At 30.4% G+C, this 15,272-nt stretch carries 11 protein-coding genes and 1 other RNA gene; 11 read left to right on the top strand and 1 reads right to left on the bottom strand.

Annotated features, from left to right (window positions below; all coding sequences use genetic code 11):
• The first annotated feature begins 1 nt into the window (after nt 1).
• From ACMFBB_RS01645 to ACMFBB_RS01595, 11 genes are all read left to right on the top strand, one after another.
• A complete protein-coding gene (locus ACMFBB_RS01645) occupies nt 2-1,054 on the top strand; it encodes a M14 family zinc carboxypeptidase (RefSeq protein ID WP_435262733.1) in 1,053 nt (350 codons plus the stop codon).
• 81 nt (nt 1,055-1,135) lie between these two features.
• Complete coding sequence (locus ACMFBB_RS01640; protein ID WP_435262732.1) at nt 1,136-1,615, top strand: Lrp/AsnC family transcriptional regulator; 480 nt, start codon at nt 1,136-1,138, stop codon at nt 1,613-1,615.
• 453 nt (nt 1,616-2,068) lie between these two features.
• Nucleotides 2,069-2,629 carry a nucleotide exchange factor GrpE gene (locus tag ACMFBB_RS01635; protein WP_435262731.1) on the top strand — a complete coding sequence of 187 codons (561 nt, stop codon included), beginning with the start codon at nt 2,069-2,071 and terminating at the stop codon, nt 2,627-2,629.
• Nucleotides 2,630-2,696: 67 nt separating this feature from the next.
• On the top strand, nt 2,697-3,827 hold the full coding sequence (dnaJ, locus tag ACMFBB_RS01630; protein ID WP_435262730.1) for a molecular chaperone DnaJ: 1,131 nt from the start codon (nt 2,697-2,699) through the stop codon (nt 3,825-3,827).
• A gap of 314 nt (nt 3,828-4,141) precedes the next feature.
• Nucleotides 4,142-4,449, top strand: an RNA gene (gene rnpB / locus ACMFBB_RS01625) — RNase P RNA component class A.
• 319 nt (nt 4,450-4,768) lie between these two features.
• Complete coding sequence (locus tag ACMFBB_RS01620; protein ID WP_435262729.1) at nt 4,769-7,546, top strand: bifunctional aconitate hydratase 2/2-methylisocitrate dehydratase; 2,778 nt, start codon at nt 4,769-4,771, stop codon at nt 7,544-7,546.
• A gap of 152 nt (nt 7,547-7,698) precedes the next feature.
• The gene (locus ACMFBB_RS01615) at nt 7,699-9,966 is read left to right on the top strand and encodes an aconitate hydratase (protein ID WP_435262728.1); all 2,268 of its coding nucleotides are present in this window, start codon (nt 7,699-7,701) and stop codon (nt 9,964-9,966) included.
• A 214-nt stretch (nt 9,967-10,180) separates the two neighbouring features.
• Entirely contained in the window at nt 10,181-11,965 is a 1,785-nt protein-coding gene (locus tag ACMFBB_RS01610) for a chondroitinase-B domain-containing protein (RefSeq protein WP_435262727.1), read from the top strand.
• Between the two features lie 298 nt (nt 11,966-12,263).
• On the top strand, nt 12,264-12,935 hold the full coding sequence (locus ACMFBB_RS01605) for a Crp/Fnr family transcriptional regulator (RefSeq protein WP_435262726.1): 672 nt from the start codon (nt 12,264-12,266) through the stop codon (nt 12,933-12,935).
• 72 nt (nt 12,936-13,007) lie between these two features.
• On the top strand, nt 13,008-13,892 hold the full coding sequence (locus tag ACMFBB_RS01600) for a hypothetical protein (RefSeq protein ID WP_435262725.1): 885 nt from the start codon (nt 13,008-13,010) through the stop codon (nt 13,890-13,892).
• A 67-nt stretch (nt 13,893-13,959) separates the two neighbouring features.
• Nucleotides 13,960-14,439 carry a DUF6495 family protein gene (locus tag ACMFBB_RS01595; protein ID WP_435262724.1) on the top strand — a complete coding sequence of 160 codons (480 nt, stop codon included), beginning with the start codon at nt 13,960-13,962 and terminating at the stop codon, nt 14,437-14,439.
• A gap of 136 nt (nt 14,440-14,575) precedes the next feature.
• On the opposite strand, the gene ACMFBB_RS01590 is transcribed toward ACMFBB_RS01595, so the two are convergent.
• On the bottom strand, nt 14,576-15,259 hold the full coding sequence (locus ACMFBB_RS01590) for a Sir2 family NAD-dependent protein deacetylase (protein WP_435262723.1): 684 nt from the start codon (nt 15,257-15,259) through the stop codon (nt 14,576-14,578).
• Between the last annotated feature and the right edge of the window lie 13 nt (nt 15,260-15,272).

The following is a 15,272-nucleotide window of genomic DNA, read 5'->3' as shown; positions in this document are numbered from 1 at the left end:
GATGGAAATATTAGACATTGACTTCTTAGAAAAAGAGTATCTAAGTATAAAAGAAGATACTCTTAAAGGCAGATGGATTACTTTTAAAGATATTGAAAGTCTATATTCAAAATTACCCAACTATATTGAATCAAAGATTATAGGTACTTCAGAAGAGGGTACTCCTATTTATAAGCTTAAATTAGGAAAAGGAAATAAAAAAGTTTTCATGTGGAGTCAAATGCATGGGAATGAGAGCACTGGAACAAAAGCTGTTTTTGATTTTTTAAATTTTATAAAACAAAATCAATCAAAAGATATTGTTAAATCTATTTTAACGAATACTGAAATTCATATTATTCCAATGTTAAACCCTGATGGTGCTCAAGCATATACAAGGGTGAATGCAAATAATATTGATTTAAATAGAGACGCTGTTGATTTAATAGCCAAAGAGAGTAAGCTTTTAAGGTCAATTTTAGAAGAGGTTAATCCTGAGTTTTGTTTTAATTTACATGATCAAAGAACTATTTTTGGCGTTGAAGGGACTTCAAATCCAGCAACTATTTCGTTTTTAGCACCATCGGAAGAAGAATCTAGAAGTATTACCAAAGGTAGGATTCAAACAATGAACGTAATTATTGCGATGAATAACTTATTGCAAAAAATAATACCGAATCATGTTGGAAGATATACTGATGAGTTTTATCCAACTGCTACTGGGGATAATTTTCAAAAATTAGGACATAACACTATATTGATTGAAGCAGGTCATTACCCTGATGATTATGATAGAGAAGAAGTAAGAAAATTCAATTTTTATGCTTTAATTCAAGGTTTTTTTCATATTTCAACAAATAAAGTGTTCAATAATTATGAAGAATATTTTTCTATACCTAACAATATCAAGAACTTCTACGATATTATTTATAGATCAAAAAATAATGAAAAAGATATAGCATATCAGTACGCTGAGAAGATAGAAAGTAATAAATTTGTACTTACTTTGATTAAGGAGAAAGAAGGAGATCTAAAATCATATTTATCCCACAAAGAATTCAATAAAAATGATTAATCTTTGTTTTTCTTCTAATGAAAGTGTGTAAAAATTGAAAAAAAATCATATTTTAGCAGTATTACTTGAAATAAAACAAAAATGAAGAAATTTGTATTAGATGAAATAGATCATCAAATCTTAGACATTTTAATAGAAAATGCGAGAACACCTTTTACTGATATAGCAAAGAAGCTATTGGTGTCAGCGGGTACTATTCATGTAAGAGTAAAGAAAATGGAAGATGAAGGTATAATAGAAGGATCTACATTGACATTGAATTATGAGAAAATGGGGTATTCGTTTATAGCCCATGTAGGTGTTTTTTTAGAAAAAACATCAATGACACAGCATGTTTTAGAAAGCTTAAGGTTAATAGCTAATGTTACTGTCGCTTATGTTACAGCAGGAAAATATAATATTTTTTGTAAGGTTAGAGCAAAGAGCACAAATGATGCGAAAGATATTATTTATAGAATTGATGACATCCATGGTGTTAATAGAACAGAAACGATGATATCGTTAGAGGAAAGTATTAACGATAAAAAGCGTTTGATGCATGCTATTTTTAAAGAAATATAATTTTTTAAAATTAGTAAGAAAAAACGATTTTTATTTAAATAGGATGTAGCACTGAAAATTTGCTCATTTCTATAATAAAGTATTTTAAAAGAGATTTTACATATTATATTTATGTTGAATCTCTTTTTTAGTTCAATAGTCTACTTATTTATAGTAACAGTTTAATTTTCTCTGAAAGTGTTTTGTTATTAATTAAGCTTAAGGTATTTATCTTTAAAAATAGTTGATAGATTTTTTATTAGGTAAGTTTTTTATTAGTTATATTTTACTCATTGTTACTATAGTCTTAAATAATTTATAAAGTTAAAATTAATTTTTCTTCATAATTATTCTACTACTTAACTTTTTACAATTTTAATAAATCAAGAAGTATAAAGTGTCATTATGACATTTTTTTTTTATTGGCAGTATTATTGTTAAATTAAATTAAGAATATAAATGAAAAGATTTACAATGAGTAAAGATCAATATACTAAAGAAGATGAATTAAAAGATGCTATTGATAATTCTGAGCTAGAAGAAAATCAAGAAGAATCAAAGGAAAGCGTTGAAAATGAAGCTAAAGAGGAGCCCTCAGCTGACCAGTTAATTCAAATTGAAAAAGATAAATATTTACGTTTATTCGCTGAGTTTGAAAACTATAAAAAAAGAACTTCTAAAGAACGAATAGAGTTATTCAAAACAGCAAATCAGGAAGTAATGACAGCTTTACTGCCAATAATGGATGATTTTGATAGAGGATTAGTAGAAATTAAAAAAAGTGAAGATTCTGAGCTGTTTAAAGGGATGGAACTTATTAATAATAAGTTAAAAAACACTTTAACTCAAAAAGGCTTATCGGTAATAGAGGTAAAAGCAGGAGATGATTTTGATTCTGAAATTCATGATGCAATTACACAAATACCTGCTCCATCTGAAGATTTAAAAGGCAAAATTATAGACTGCGTAGAAAAGGGCTATAAATTAGGAGATAAAATTATCCGTCACCCAAAAGTGGTTATGGGACAAGCATAAACAAATAATAATTCGATTATCAATTACCAAGTGCTATTGTTAATTGTTAATAGTCAATTGAAATAATATGGCAAAACAAGATTATTACGAAATATTAGGTATATCAAAATCAGCTTCTCAGTCTGAAATAAAAAAGGCATACCGAAAGATGGCTATAAAGTACCATCCAGATAAAAATCCTGGTGACACTGGAGCTGAAGAGAAGTTTAAACTTTGTGCTGAGGCGTATGAGATTCTTAGTGATGATAATAAAAAAGCACGTTATGACCAATACGGTCACGCGGCTTTTGAAGGAGGTCAAGGTGGCTTTGGAGGCGGAAGTGGAATGAATATGGATGACATATTCAGTCAGTTTGGAGATATTTTTGGAGGTGCATTTGGTGGAGGATTTGGAGGCTTCGGTGGAGGCGGAGGTCAACGCCAAGCTAGAGTTAAAGGTAGCAACCTTCGCATAAGAGTAAAACTTACTTTAGAAGAGATAGCTAATGGTGTAGAGAAAAAAGTTAAAGTACGAAGAAAAGTACAAGCGGATGGAGTTACGTATAAAACTTGTTCAACATGTAATGGTAGTGGACAACAAATGCGTGTAACAAATACTATTTTAGGTAGAATGCAAACAGCAACTACTTGTAGTACTTGTCATGGAGCTGGTGAAATGTTAGATAAGAAACCTTCCGGAGCAGATGCACAAGGTATGGTTGTTAAAGAAGAAACTGTATCAATTAATATTCCCGAAGGTGTAACCGAAGGCGTTCAATTAAAAGTAGGAGGGAAAGGTAATGAGGCTCCAGGTAAGAACTCTATTTCTGGTGACTTACTAGTGTTAATAGAAGAGATTCAGCATGATACATTAAAAAGAGAAGGAAGTAATATTCATTATGATTTATATGTTAACTTTTCTGAAGCTGTATTAGGTATTTCTAAAGAAATAGAAACGGTTACAGGAAAAGTAAAAATTAAAATTGAACCAGGTACACAATCTGGTAAAATACTAAGATTAAAAGGTAAAGGTTTACCAAGTATTGAACGTTATGGTAATGGTGATTTTTTAATTCATATAAACGTTTGGACTCCTCAAGAATTAACAAAAGAACAGCGCAAGTTTTTTGAGCAAATGCAAACAGATGAGAACTTTAGTCCTAATCCACAGAAGAATGACAAATCTTTTTTTGAAAAAGTAAAAGATATGTTCTCCTAAAATTAATTTAATTACTTTTTTTATTAGAATATATTTTATAAAAGTATTATATTTGCAAGTGTATAGAAGACGTTCTATACACTTTTTCTTTTTCATAGCAATTTTCCCACTCAATTTTGAGTGGGTTTTTTTATGTTTAAAATTTAATTAAAAATTCAATTTTTTTTTAAAGTTTTTTATGTTGATTAATAATAAATATATATATTTGCAGAGTCTAAAAGACGTTTTAGACACTTTTTCTTTTTCATAGCAATTTTCCCACTCAGTTTTGAGTGGGTTTTTTATGGACAAAGTCGAGAAAATATAAAAATAATTAAGCAGACCTATCTTATCGACTTATATTTAGTATAAGTAGGAAAGTCTGGACACCAAAGAGTAGCATAGCGGATAACAACCGTCCGGTGTAAACCGAGGACAAGTGCAACAGAAAGTATGTACAGGTAATGCTGTAGTGAAACCAGGTAAACTCTATGCGGTGCAATGTCATGTACATTAGAGCTTGAGCGTTGCTCGCGCGATTCTAAGGGGTAGGCAGATTGATTTTACGAGTAATTGTAAAACTAGATAAATGATAAGAACCTTTTTTAAGGCACAGAATCCAGCTTATTGGTCTGCTTTTTTAATTTTTATAGTAACTTCTATTTTTTATATTTTTTTTTGATTATTTATTTGATAAAATTTTAACTTATTTTAGTGTTTTTTTTGTTGTTTCCTCTGTTTTTTGGATTTGAATTGTATTTTATTTACTAATAACTCTATTAAAGTGTTTATTTTTTAATTTCGACTTAAAATAGTACTTTTGCATAACAAAAATTAACAAAATTAGACTTCAAGTCTATAGGTACTAACATGATTAAAAGTGCTTGTATTTAGCTCTAAAAGTTGAAATAATATAATAGGGGATTATAAATAGTACTTTTAACATTAAAAAAACTTATATAATGAGTATTTATAAAGATTATATAAAAGAAATTGAGGAAAGAAAAAATCAAGGGCTTCATCCTAAGCCAATTGATGGTAAAGAATTATTAAATGAAATTATTGATCAAATAAAAGATGTTAATAATGAGCATAGAGAAGATTCGCTTAACTTTTTTATTTATAATGTCTTACCAGGTACAACCAGTGCTGCCAGTACTAAATCTAAATTTTTAAAAGAGATTATTCTTGGAGAATTTGTTCTAAAAGAGATTTCACCTGCTTTTGCATTTGAACAATTAGGACATATGAAAGGTGGTCCTTCCGTAGAAGTACTTCTTGATTTGGCTTTAGGAAATGATATTTCTATAGCTAATGAAGCTGCCAAAGTTTTAAAAACTCAAGTTTTTTTATACGAAGCTGATACAGAAAAGTTAGAGAAAGCATATAATGCTGGAAATGCTATTGCTAAAGAATTAATAGAAAGTTATGCTCAAGCTGAATTCTTTACCAAACTACCTGAAATTGATGAAGAAATAGAAGTAGTAACTTTTGTTGCGGGTATTGGTGATATCTCTACAGATTTATTGTCTCCAGGAGCTGATGCGCATTCAAGATCTGATCGTGAATTACACGGTCAGTGTATGTTTGAACATAATAAAGATATGCAAAATGAATTATTAGCATTAAAAGAAAAACACCCTAACAAACGTGTAATGTTAATTGCTGATAAAGGAACTATGGGAGTGGGGTCTTCAAGAATGTCTGGTGTAAATAATGTTGCATTATGGACAGGTATTTCTTCAAGTCCATATGTACCATTTATTAACATTGCTCCAGTAATTGCAGGAACTAATGGTATTGCACCAATTTTCTTAACAACAGTTGGAGTAACAGGTGGTATTGGTATCGATCTAAAAAATTGGGTAAAGCAAAAAGATAAAGAAGGGAACACTATTATCGATGAAGATGGAGAGCCAATTTTAAAAGAAAAGTATTCTGTAGCTACTGGTACAGTCCTTACTATAAATACAAAAACAAAAAAATTATATAAAGGAGATGAAGAACTAAAAGATATTTCTACAGCTTTAACTCCACCAAAAATGGAATTTATTAAGGCAGGGGGTTCTTATGCTGTTGTTTTTGGAAAAAAATTACAAACTTTCGCTTGTAAAGTACTTGGAATTGATGTTCCTCAAGTATATGCAGCTTCTAAAGAAATTTCTATAGAAGGACAAGGGTTAACTGCTGTTGAAAAAATATTTAATAAAAATGCTGTTGGTACTACCCCAGGTAAAATATTACATGCTGGTTCTAATGTAAGAGTAGAAGTAAACATTGTAGGGTCTCAAGATACTACTGGGTTAATGACTTCTCAAGAATTAGAGATGATGGCTGCTACAGTAATTTCACCTATAGTTGATACAGGTTATCAATCAGGATGTCATACAGCTTCAGTTTGGGATGATAAGTCTAAGGCTAATATCCCAAGATTAATGAAGTTTATGAATGATTTTGGATTAGTTACTGCTCGTCATCCTGAAGGGAAATATCATGCAATGACAGATGTTATTCACAAAGTATTAAATGATATTGCAGTTGATGATTGGGATGTAATCATAGGGGGGGATTCTCATACACGTATGGCAAAAGGAGTTGCCTTTGGAGCGGATTCAGGAACAGTTGCTTTAGCATTAGCTACAGGTGAGGCTACTATGCCAATTCCAGAGTCAGTAAAGGTTACGTTTAAAGGAGAAATGAAATCCTACATGGATTTCCGTGATGTAGTTCACGCAACACAAGAGCAGATGTTGACTCAATTTGAGGGTGAAAATGTTTTTCAAGGAAAAATTATTGAAGTACATATTGGTACATTAACCTCAGATCAAGCATTTACATTTACAGATTGGACTGCTGAAATGAAAGCAAAAGCATCTATTTGTATTTCTGAAGATGACACTTTAATTGAATCATTAGAAATTTCGAGAGATCGTATTCAAATAATGATTGATAAGGGAATGGATAATCCGAAGCAAGATCTTAAAGGATTGGTAAATAAAGCCAATAATCGTATTCAGGAAATTAAAACAGGAACTAAACCTGCATTAAAACCGGATGCAGATGCTAAATATTATGCTGAAGTTGTTATCGATTTAGATAAGATTGTTGAACCGATGATTGCTGATCCAGATGTTAATAATGAGGATGTATCTAAGCGTTATACACATGATAACATTCAACCATTATCTTTTTATGGTGGTACTAAAAAAGTAGATTTAGGTTTTGTTGGTTCGTGTATGGTGCATAAAGGAGATATGCAAATTTTGGCGCAAATGCTTAAAAATGTAGAAGCTCAAAAAGGAAAAGTTGAGTTTAAAGCACCTTTAGTCGTTGCTCCACCTACCTATAATATTGTTGATGAACTTAAAGAAGAAGGCGATTGGGAAGTTTTAGAAAAATATGCTGGATTTGTATTTGATGATAGTGCTCCAAAAGCTGTTGCAAGAACTAAGTATGAAAATAAATTATATTTAGAACGTCCAGGATGTAGCTTGTGCATGGGGAATCAAGAGAAAGCTGAACCAGGAGATACTGTAATGGCTACATCAACTCGTTTATTCCAAGGAAGAGTAGTAAGAGATACTGGTGATAAAAAAGGGGAATCTTTATTATCTTCTACGCCTGTAGTTGTTTTATCTTGTATATTAGGAAGAACACCTACAATGAAGGAATATGAAGCTGCCGTGTCTGGAATTGTATTAACAAAATTTAAGCCATCTCAAAAGAAATTAGTGGTTTAATTATCAGTTTATTATAAAAACACATAAAAGGTTCAAGTAATTTACTTGAACCTTTTTTATTTAGTATTATTCTATATAAAAACTGGAATCATTTCTATCGTTTCTTTTGTTTAAATTCGTTAGTGTAACATAAATTCACAAAACAATACTATATGGCTTTCGATATTGAAATGATAAAAGAGGTTTATAAAAAGGTAGTTAAAAGGGTAGATACAGCTCGACAAATTACAGGTAAACCTCTAACACTTGCAGAAAAAATTTTATATTCCCATTTATGGGATGGAACTCCTAATACAGCATTCATTAGGGGGAAAGATTATGTAGATTTTGCACCAGATAGAATAGCTTGTCAAGATGCTACTGCCCAAATGGCATTGTTACAATTTATGCAGGCAGGTAAAAAAAGTGTAGCAGTACCAACAACAGTTCATTGTGATCATTTAATTCAAGCTAAATTAGGTGCAGATAAAGATTTACAAACCGCATTAAACACAAGTAATGAGGTTTTTAATTTTTTAGAGTCAGTATCTAATAAATATGGAATAGGGTTTTGGAAACCTGGAGCAGGTATTATTCATCAAGTTGTTCTTGAAAATTATGCATTTCCAGGAGGAATGATGATTGGTACAGATTCTCATACTGTAAATGCCGGAGGTTTAGGTATGGTAGCTATAGGTGTTGGAGGTGCTGATGCCGTTGATGTTATGGCAGGAATGCCTTGGGAGCTTAAATTTCCTAAATTGATAGGAGTTAAGCTAACTGGTAAATTATCTGGATGGACTGCTCCAAAAGATGTAATTTTAAAAGTAGCAGGTATTGTATCTGCAAAAGGAGGAACTGGATCAATTGTAGAATACTTTGGAGAAGGTGCAAAAGCAATGTCTTGTACAGGTAAAGGTACTATATGTAATATGGGAGCTGAAATAGGAGCAACTACATCTACTTTTGGTTATGATCAATCAATGGAGCGTTACCTTCGAGCTACTGATAGAAGTGATGTTGCAGAGGCAGCTAATGATGTTAAGGAGTATTTAACTGGTGACGCAGAAGTATATGCTAATCCAGAACAATATTTTGATCAAGTTATAGAAATTAATTTATCAGAACTAAGTCCTTTATTAAATGGACCATTTACACCAGATTTATCAACAAGGGCTGGTTCAGAAATGACTGCTAAAGCAAATGATAATGATTGGCCACTACAAGTTGAATGGGGATTAATAGGTTCTTGTACAAACTCCTCATATGAAGATTTATCTAGAGCAGCATCAATTGCGCAACAAGCTATCGATAAAGGGTTAAAAACAAAAGCCGAATTTGGAATTAATCCAGGTTCTGAAAAAGTAAGATACACAGCTGATAGAGATGGTATTTTAGAAGTATTTGAAAAATTGGATGCTACTATTTTTACTAATGCTTGTGGCCCGTGTATTGGTCAGTGGGCTCGTTATGAAGACCCTAAAAATGCTCCTAAAAATTCTATAATCCATTCATTTAATAGAAATTTTGCAAAACGTGCAGATGGTAATCCTAATACACATGCTTTTGTTGCTTCACCTGAAATGGTAGCTGCAATTACAATTGCTGGTCGTTTAGATTTTAATCCGATTACAGATAAGTTAATCAATCAAAATGGTCAAGAGGTAATGTTGGATGAGCCAACTGGATGGGAATTACCTCCTAAAGGTTTTGAAGTGAAAGATGATGGGTTTTTAGCTCCTGAAGAAGATGGTAGCGGTGTAGTAATAAAAGTGAGCCCAGATTCTGAACGATTAGAATTATTAACTCCATTTATTCCATTAGGAATGGATATTAAAGGAGTTAAATTATTAATTAAGGCGCATGGAAAATGTACAACAGATCATATCTCTATGGCTGGCCCATGGTTACGCTACCGCGGACATTTGGATAATATATCTAATAACTGTTTAATTGGTGCAGTAAATGCCTATAATATGAAAACTAATTTTGTAAAAAATCAGTTGAATGGTAATTATGATGCAGTGCCAAAAACAGCAAGAGCTTATAAAGCAGCTAATATTAAAACAATTGTTGTTGGAGATCATAATTATGGAGAAGGTTCATCTAGAGAACACGCGGCTATGGAACCACGCCATTTAGGAGTAGCAGCAGTACTAGTAAAATCGTTTGCTCGTATACACGAAACTAATTTAAAAAAACAAGGGATGTTGGGTTTAACATTTGCTAATGAAAATGATTATGATTTAATCCAAGAAGATGATACGTTTAACTTTTTAGATTTAAATGAATTTAGTCCAGGAAAACCACTAACAATTGAAGTAGTTCATTCAGATGGTTCAAAAGATGTTATTATGGCAAATCATACTTATAACGAAGGTCAAATAGAATGGTTTAAAGAAGGTTCTGCTTTAAATTTAATTAAAAAACAAAATGCTTAATAAATAGGTTATTAAGCTTTATATATAAACCTCTAGACATTCATCTAGAGGTTTTGTTGGTTAAAGTACTTAGATTAAGATAAAAATGTAATAAAGAAAAAATTAACATATTGTTATTTAATCTTGTATTTTTTTTATTTTAAAAAATCATTTTTTCTTGTAAGTTTTCATTTTAAAGGCTACTAAATGCTACCTAAAATAAAATTATATAAAAATGAATAGAAAAAAATTAATAAGTTTATTATTAACTATTTTGGTAGTTACAGTAGGATATACTCAGCAACAAGTAGCATCAATAATAGATTTAGAGAATAGAGCTTTAGATTTAGTTGCTGGAGATGAACTTGTTTTAAGAGATGGAACTTATCAAAATTTAAATTTAAATTTAAATATATCAGGTACAGCAACTAACCCTATTGTCATTCGAGCAGAAAATACAGGTAAGGTATTTATAGAAGGTAATATTCAAGTAACATTAGCAGGTAATTACATTATCTTCAAAGGTTTTGTTTTCCAAAATGGGAAAACAGCAAAAGAAGGAGATCATATTATTAAAATCATAGGAAATCATAATACCGTTAGTGATTGTAGTTTTTTAAACTTAGGAGACCCAACTAGAATTAAAACTAGTTATGATATTTTTATAACCCATGCTAATTATAATATAATTATTCATAATGAATTTATAGGAAAACAAAGTGTTGGTAACAATATTACTATAAATCCAGGATCGTATAATGAAATTAGAAGAAATCGTTTTTCAAGACCTGTTTTAGGTGCTAATTCTGGTTCTGCAATACGTTTGAGTGCTACTCATAATTTAGTTGAATACAATTATTTTTTAGAAAGTAATGGTGAAGGGGAGATAATTACTGTAAAAGATCATTATAATTTGTTAAGATATAATACATTTAGACGCTCTAAAGGAGGGCTTTCTTTACGTCATGGTGATTATTGTGTTGTATATGGTAATTACTTTTTTGGAGAGTCAATTCCTAAAACTAAAGGTATTTCTATCTGGGGAAAACATCACTTTATTGTAAATAATTATTTCGAAGATTTAAAACCAGCAAAAACAAGAAGTAAATATACAGGAGGTAATTTACCAGGAGCAGCTGTTACGTTTAATTGTGGTAGTGATTCCAAAAAAAATAGATCAACGTTGCCATTTTTTCCTGTTGCTCATGATATAGTTTTTGCTTACAATACTATTATTTCTAATAGTGAAATGGCTTTAGATTTTACAGAAGATTATTTAGGAGGTTCAGTACAAAAAAAATATATACCTTATAATTTAAGTATAATAAATAATATTTTTTACGAACGTACAGATAAAAAACAAATATCTTTTAGAAATTTAGGGGAAAATTTAAACGTACCTAATGTTCTAGGGTTAGAATTTGGTGATAATTTTATTTTTGGCAGCAAAAATTTAGGAATTAAAAAGCCTTTAAAAGGTTTAGAAACATCAATACCAATAGCGATGCAAAAGGATATTATTTTAGGTGTTTATACTCCAATTACAAATTCGTTGTTAGAAGTTGGTGTTAAAAAGTCTTTCCGATTGCCTAAAATTCATACTTTTTTAAAACAGGTAAGGGCTATAAAAAGAGACGCCTTAGGACGCATTAAAAGTACTAATCATGCTGGTGCAATTGCCTTGAATCCAATGTCTAGGCGAAATATACCGGAAATGAATTTACTTACAGTTGGACCAAGAATTAATACTTCCGTGTTACCTGCGTTATCGAACTCTTTGCAAACCAGTGACTTTAATTTATACCCAAATCCTGCATCAAATTTTGTTTATTTTAAGGCTAAATCAAATAAAGTACAAAGTATAAAAGCTTATAAAATGCAAAAAACAGCAATACCAATTTCTTTTAAATACGAAAAACCTACCTATAAACTAGACATTAATTTACTTACTAAAGGAACCTATATATTAGAAATACAATTTTTAAATAAAAAAACAACAAAAAAACTCATTGTTCTTTAATTTTTTAAATATAAATCAATTAAAAGAACAGAAAATTGATAGAGTATTATAAACAAAGGTATGTTTAGATTTAAAAGTACTTAGCATATGAAAATTTTTAAGAATAATTTAATCTATAACAAATCTTAAATAGATTGGATTAAAAAAGTTTTATTTAAATTTTAATTTAAAAGCAAAATGTTTAAAATGAGTATTCCTTAATAATTACAAAATAGGCTCTGGTAAATACCAGAGCCTATTTTGTAATGTTTATACTTTTTTTAAGACAAAGTAGTAGAATTTTTAAAATTAAGGGGGTATGAGTGCAATTTGGTATTTTGAAGATATAAACTTATTTAAGATATTATGCCCACATAGATATTCAGCGTATAAAGAAAACCATAAGGTAAACTCTTATAAAAAGAGAGATTATATTTATTTTGAAGAAGACGTAGCCAATAAAATTTATCTTATAAATAAAGGAAAGGTTAAAATAGGGTATTATACAGAAGATGGCGATGAAGTTATAAAATCAATTTTATCAAAAGGAGAAATTTTCGGAGAAAAGGCTATTTTAGGTGAGGATAAGAGAAATGAATTTGCGCAATCTATAGATAACTCAACTTCAATTTGTCCTGTTTCAAAAGACACTATGTATGATTTAATGAGAGACAATGTTTCTATAAGCTTTAAAATTTATAAGTTTATTGGTTTGCGGATGAAAAAACTAGAGAGAAGGTTACAATTGTTATTGTATAAAGACACTAGAACACGTTTAATAGAGTTTTTTAATGAATTATGTGATGATTATGGATACGAATGTAATGAAACGGGAGATCATATAATAAAACATCCATATACACAAAAAGACATAGCAACGTTAATTGGTACTTCTAGGCCTACGCTCAATACTTTAATGAATGAATTAAAAAATGAAGAAATAATAGATTTTAAAGGAAAACAATTAAGATTATTGAAAAAAGTCGCTTAAGTGTTAGCTAGCTAACATTTTAAATTAATCATCTAAAATATCTTTGTTGGAGTAATCTTAAAAACAAAAACAATGAGAAAAATATTTTTAGGTGTTTTAGCTGTAATTGCTTTAGCTTTTATTTCTTGTAGTGATGATGATACTACCGCACCAAGTAAGTCAGTATTAAATGTAAACATTAATGGTTTAGAAAACTTGGGAGCGAATTTTAAATATGAAGGCTGGATTATTGTAAATGGAACACCGGTTACAACAGGCGTCTTTTCAGTTGATGACTCTGGAAAGTTATCAAAAACATCATTTGTTATTAGTTCTTCACAACTTGCTATAGCTACAAAATTTGTTTTATCAATAGAACCAGCAAATGATACTGATCCAAAACCTTCGGAAACTAAAATTTTAGCAGGAGATTTTACTAGTAATACAGCAAGTGTTTCTTCAACTAGTATGGTAGGAGATTTTTCAAATTCATCAGGTAAGTACATATTAGCAACGCCTACTGATGGCATGGCTAATAACGAACGAAGCGGTGTTTGGTTTTTAGATAATTCAAGCGGTGCCGCTACCACCGGATTAACATTACCAACATTATCATCAGGTTGGAAATATGAAGGTTGGGTAGTCATTAATGGAACTCCATTAAGTACAGGTACTTTTACAGATCCCGCAAAGGCAGATGATAATGCAACTATTTCTATTTTTAAAGGAAGTATGGGGAATGGTTCAGCTTATCCAGGGGAGGATTATATACAAAATGCACCAACTGGATTATCGTTTCCTACAGATTTGAGAGAAAAGAAAATAGTAATTTCTGTTGAGCCAGACCCAGACAACAGTTCTAATCCATTTGTTTTAAAACCATTAGCTCATGATGTGCCTGCTGATGCAGTAGATCATAACACGTATACAATGGGTGCTGGACCTGTATCGGCTATTACAGGTACTGTAACACGATAGTTTTTGTTTATAAGTCTTTAAAATTTAAGAGTAATCAAGTATCTTTGATTGCTCTTATTTTTTAACAATGAAGTATCGCCAATTAACAAAAGAACAGTTTGAAACTTTGCATAATGAATTTGCTCGTTTTTTAGCATCGCAAAGTATAGATGTCAATGAATGGAATCAAATTAAGAAAGAAAAACCAGATGTAGCTGAGGAGGAAATGAACGTTTTTAGTGATGTTGTTTGGGATGATGTTCTTACTAAAACAGCTTACTTGGAACACTTCTCACCAAGATTTTTAAATCTTTTTAAATGTGATAAAGATAATATCCATAGAATTGTTATTCAAATAACTAATGAAGAAGTAAATTTACTAGAACAAGAAGGATACGAATGGTTATTAAAAAATACTCATAGTGAAGAAGTTGAAATTTTAGAAGGTTCTAAAGCCTACAATGAAGAAAGAAATTCAGAACTTTTTGACTTAATACAAAAGGGGAGTTCTATCTCTAAAGGAGAACTTTTTGAATATTTTAAAAAATTAATTACTGCTAAGAAATAAATACTTAGTAGAAAATTTCATTGTCACAGAATGGTTGTTTTTTTAATTCTCTTTAAAAATATAAAGGTAATTGTAGTTATTAAAAAAGCGGAATGGTTAGTGTTATAGGGGCCATCGTTTAAGCTATGAAATTTAACTAAAGTAATAGATCTAGTAACTTTTCAGTACCTTTACTGGCTACGTCATTAATGATGGTTAAGTTTTTAAAATCATTTTTGTTAACAGCTGGTTTTGGGTCAATAAAATAGATAGGAGTATTTGTTTGAATGTAATCAACCAAACTAGCAGCAGGGTAAACCTGCATAGAGGTACCAATAATAACCAAAATGTCGGCTTTCTTAGTAATTTCAATGGCTTTTTCAAGCATCGGTACAGCTTCGCCAAACCATACGATGTGAGGGCGTAATTGGAAATTATATTCACATAAATCACCTATAGTAATGTCATTATTCCAGTCATAAATTAAATGCTCAATTTTAGTACTTCTAGCTTTTAATAATTCACCATGCAAGTGAAGTACTTTAGTACTACCAGATCGTTCATGTAAATCATCTACATTTTGAGTAATAATGTGTGTGTTAAAACTTTTTTCTAATTCTACTAAATTAAAATGGGCTTGATTGGGAAAAACTTTAGAGAGCTGTCTTCTTCGTTGATTATAAAAATCTAAAACAAGCTTAGGATTATTAGTAAACCCTTGAGGAGAAGCCACTTCATAAATATCATGACCTTCCCATAAACCATTTTCGTCTCTAAAAGTATTAATACCACTTTCAGCACTAATACCAGCACCAGATAAAATAACTAATTTTTTTTTCATGTTTGTATCTTCG

The sequence above is a fragment of the Tenacibaculum sp. nBUS_03 genome (assembly GCF_051201695.1).
In the GTDB taxonomy this organism is placed as follows: Bacteria; Bacteroidota; Bacteroidia; order Flavobacteriales; family Flavobacteriaceae; genus Polaribacter.
This window is presented reverse-complemented; position numbering and strand designations above follow the sequence as displayed.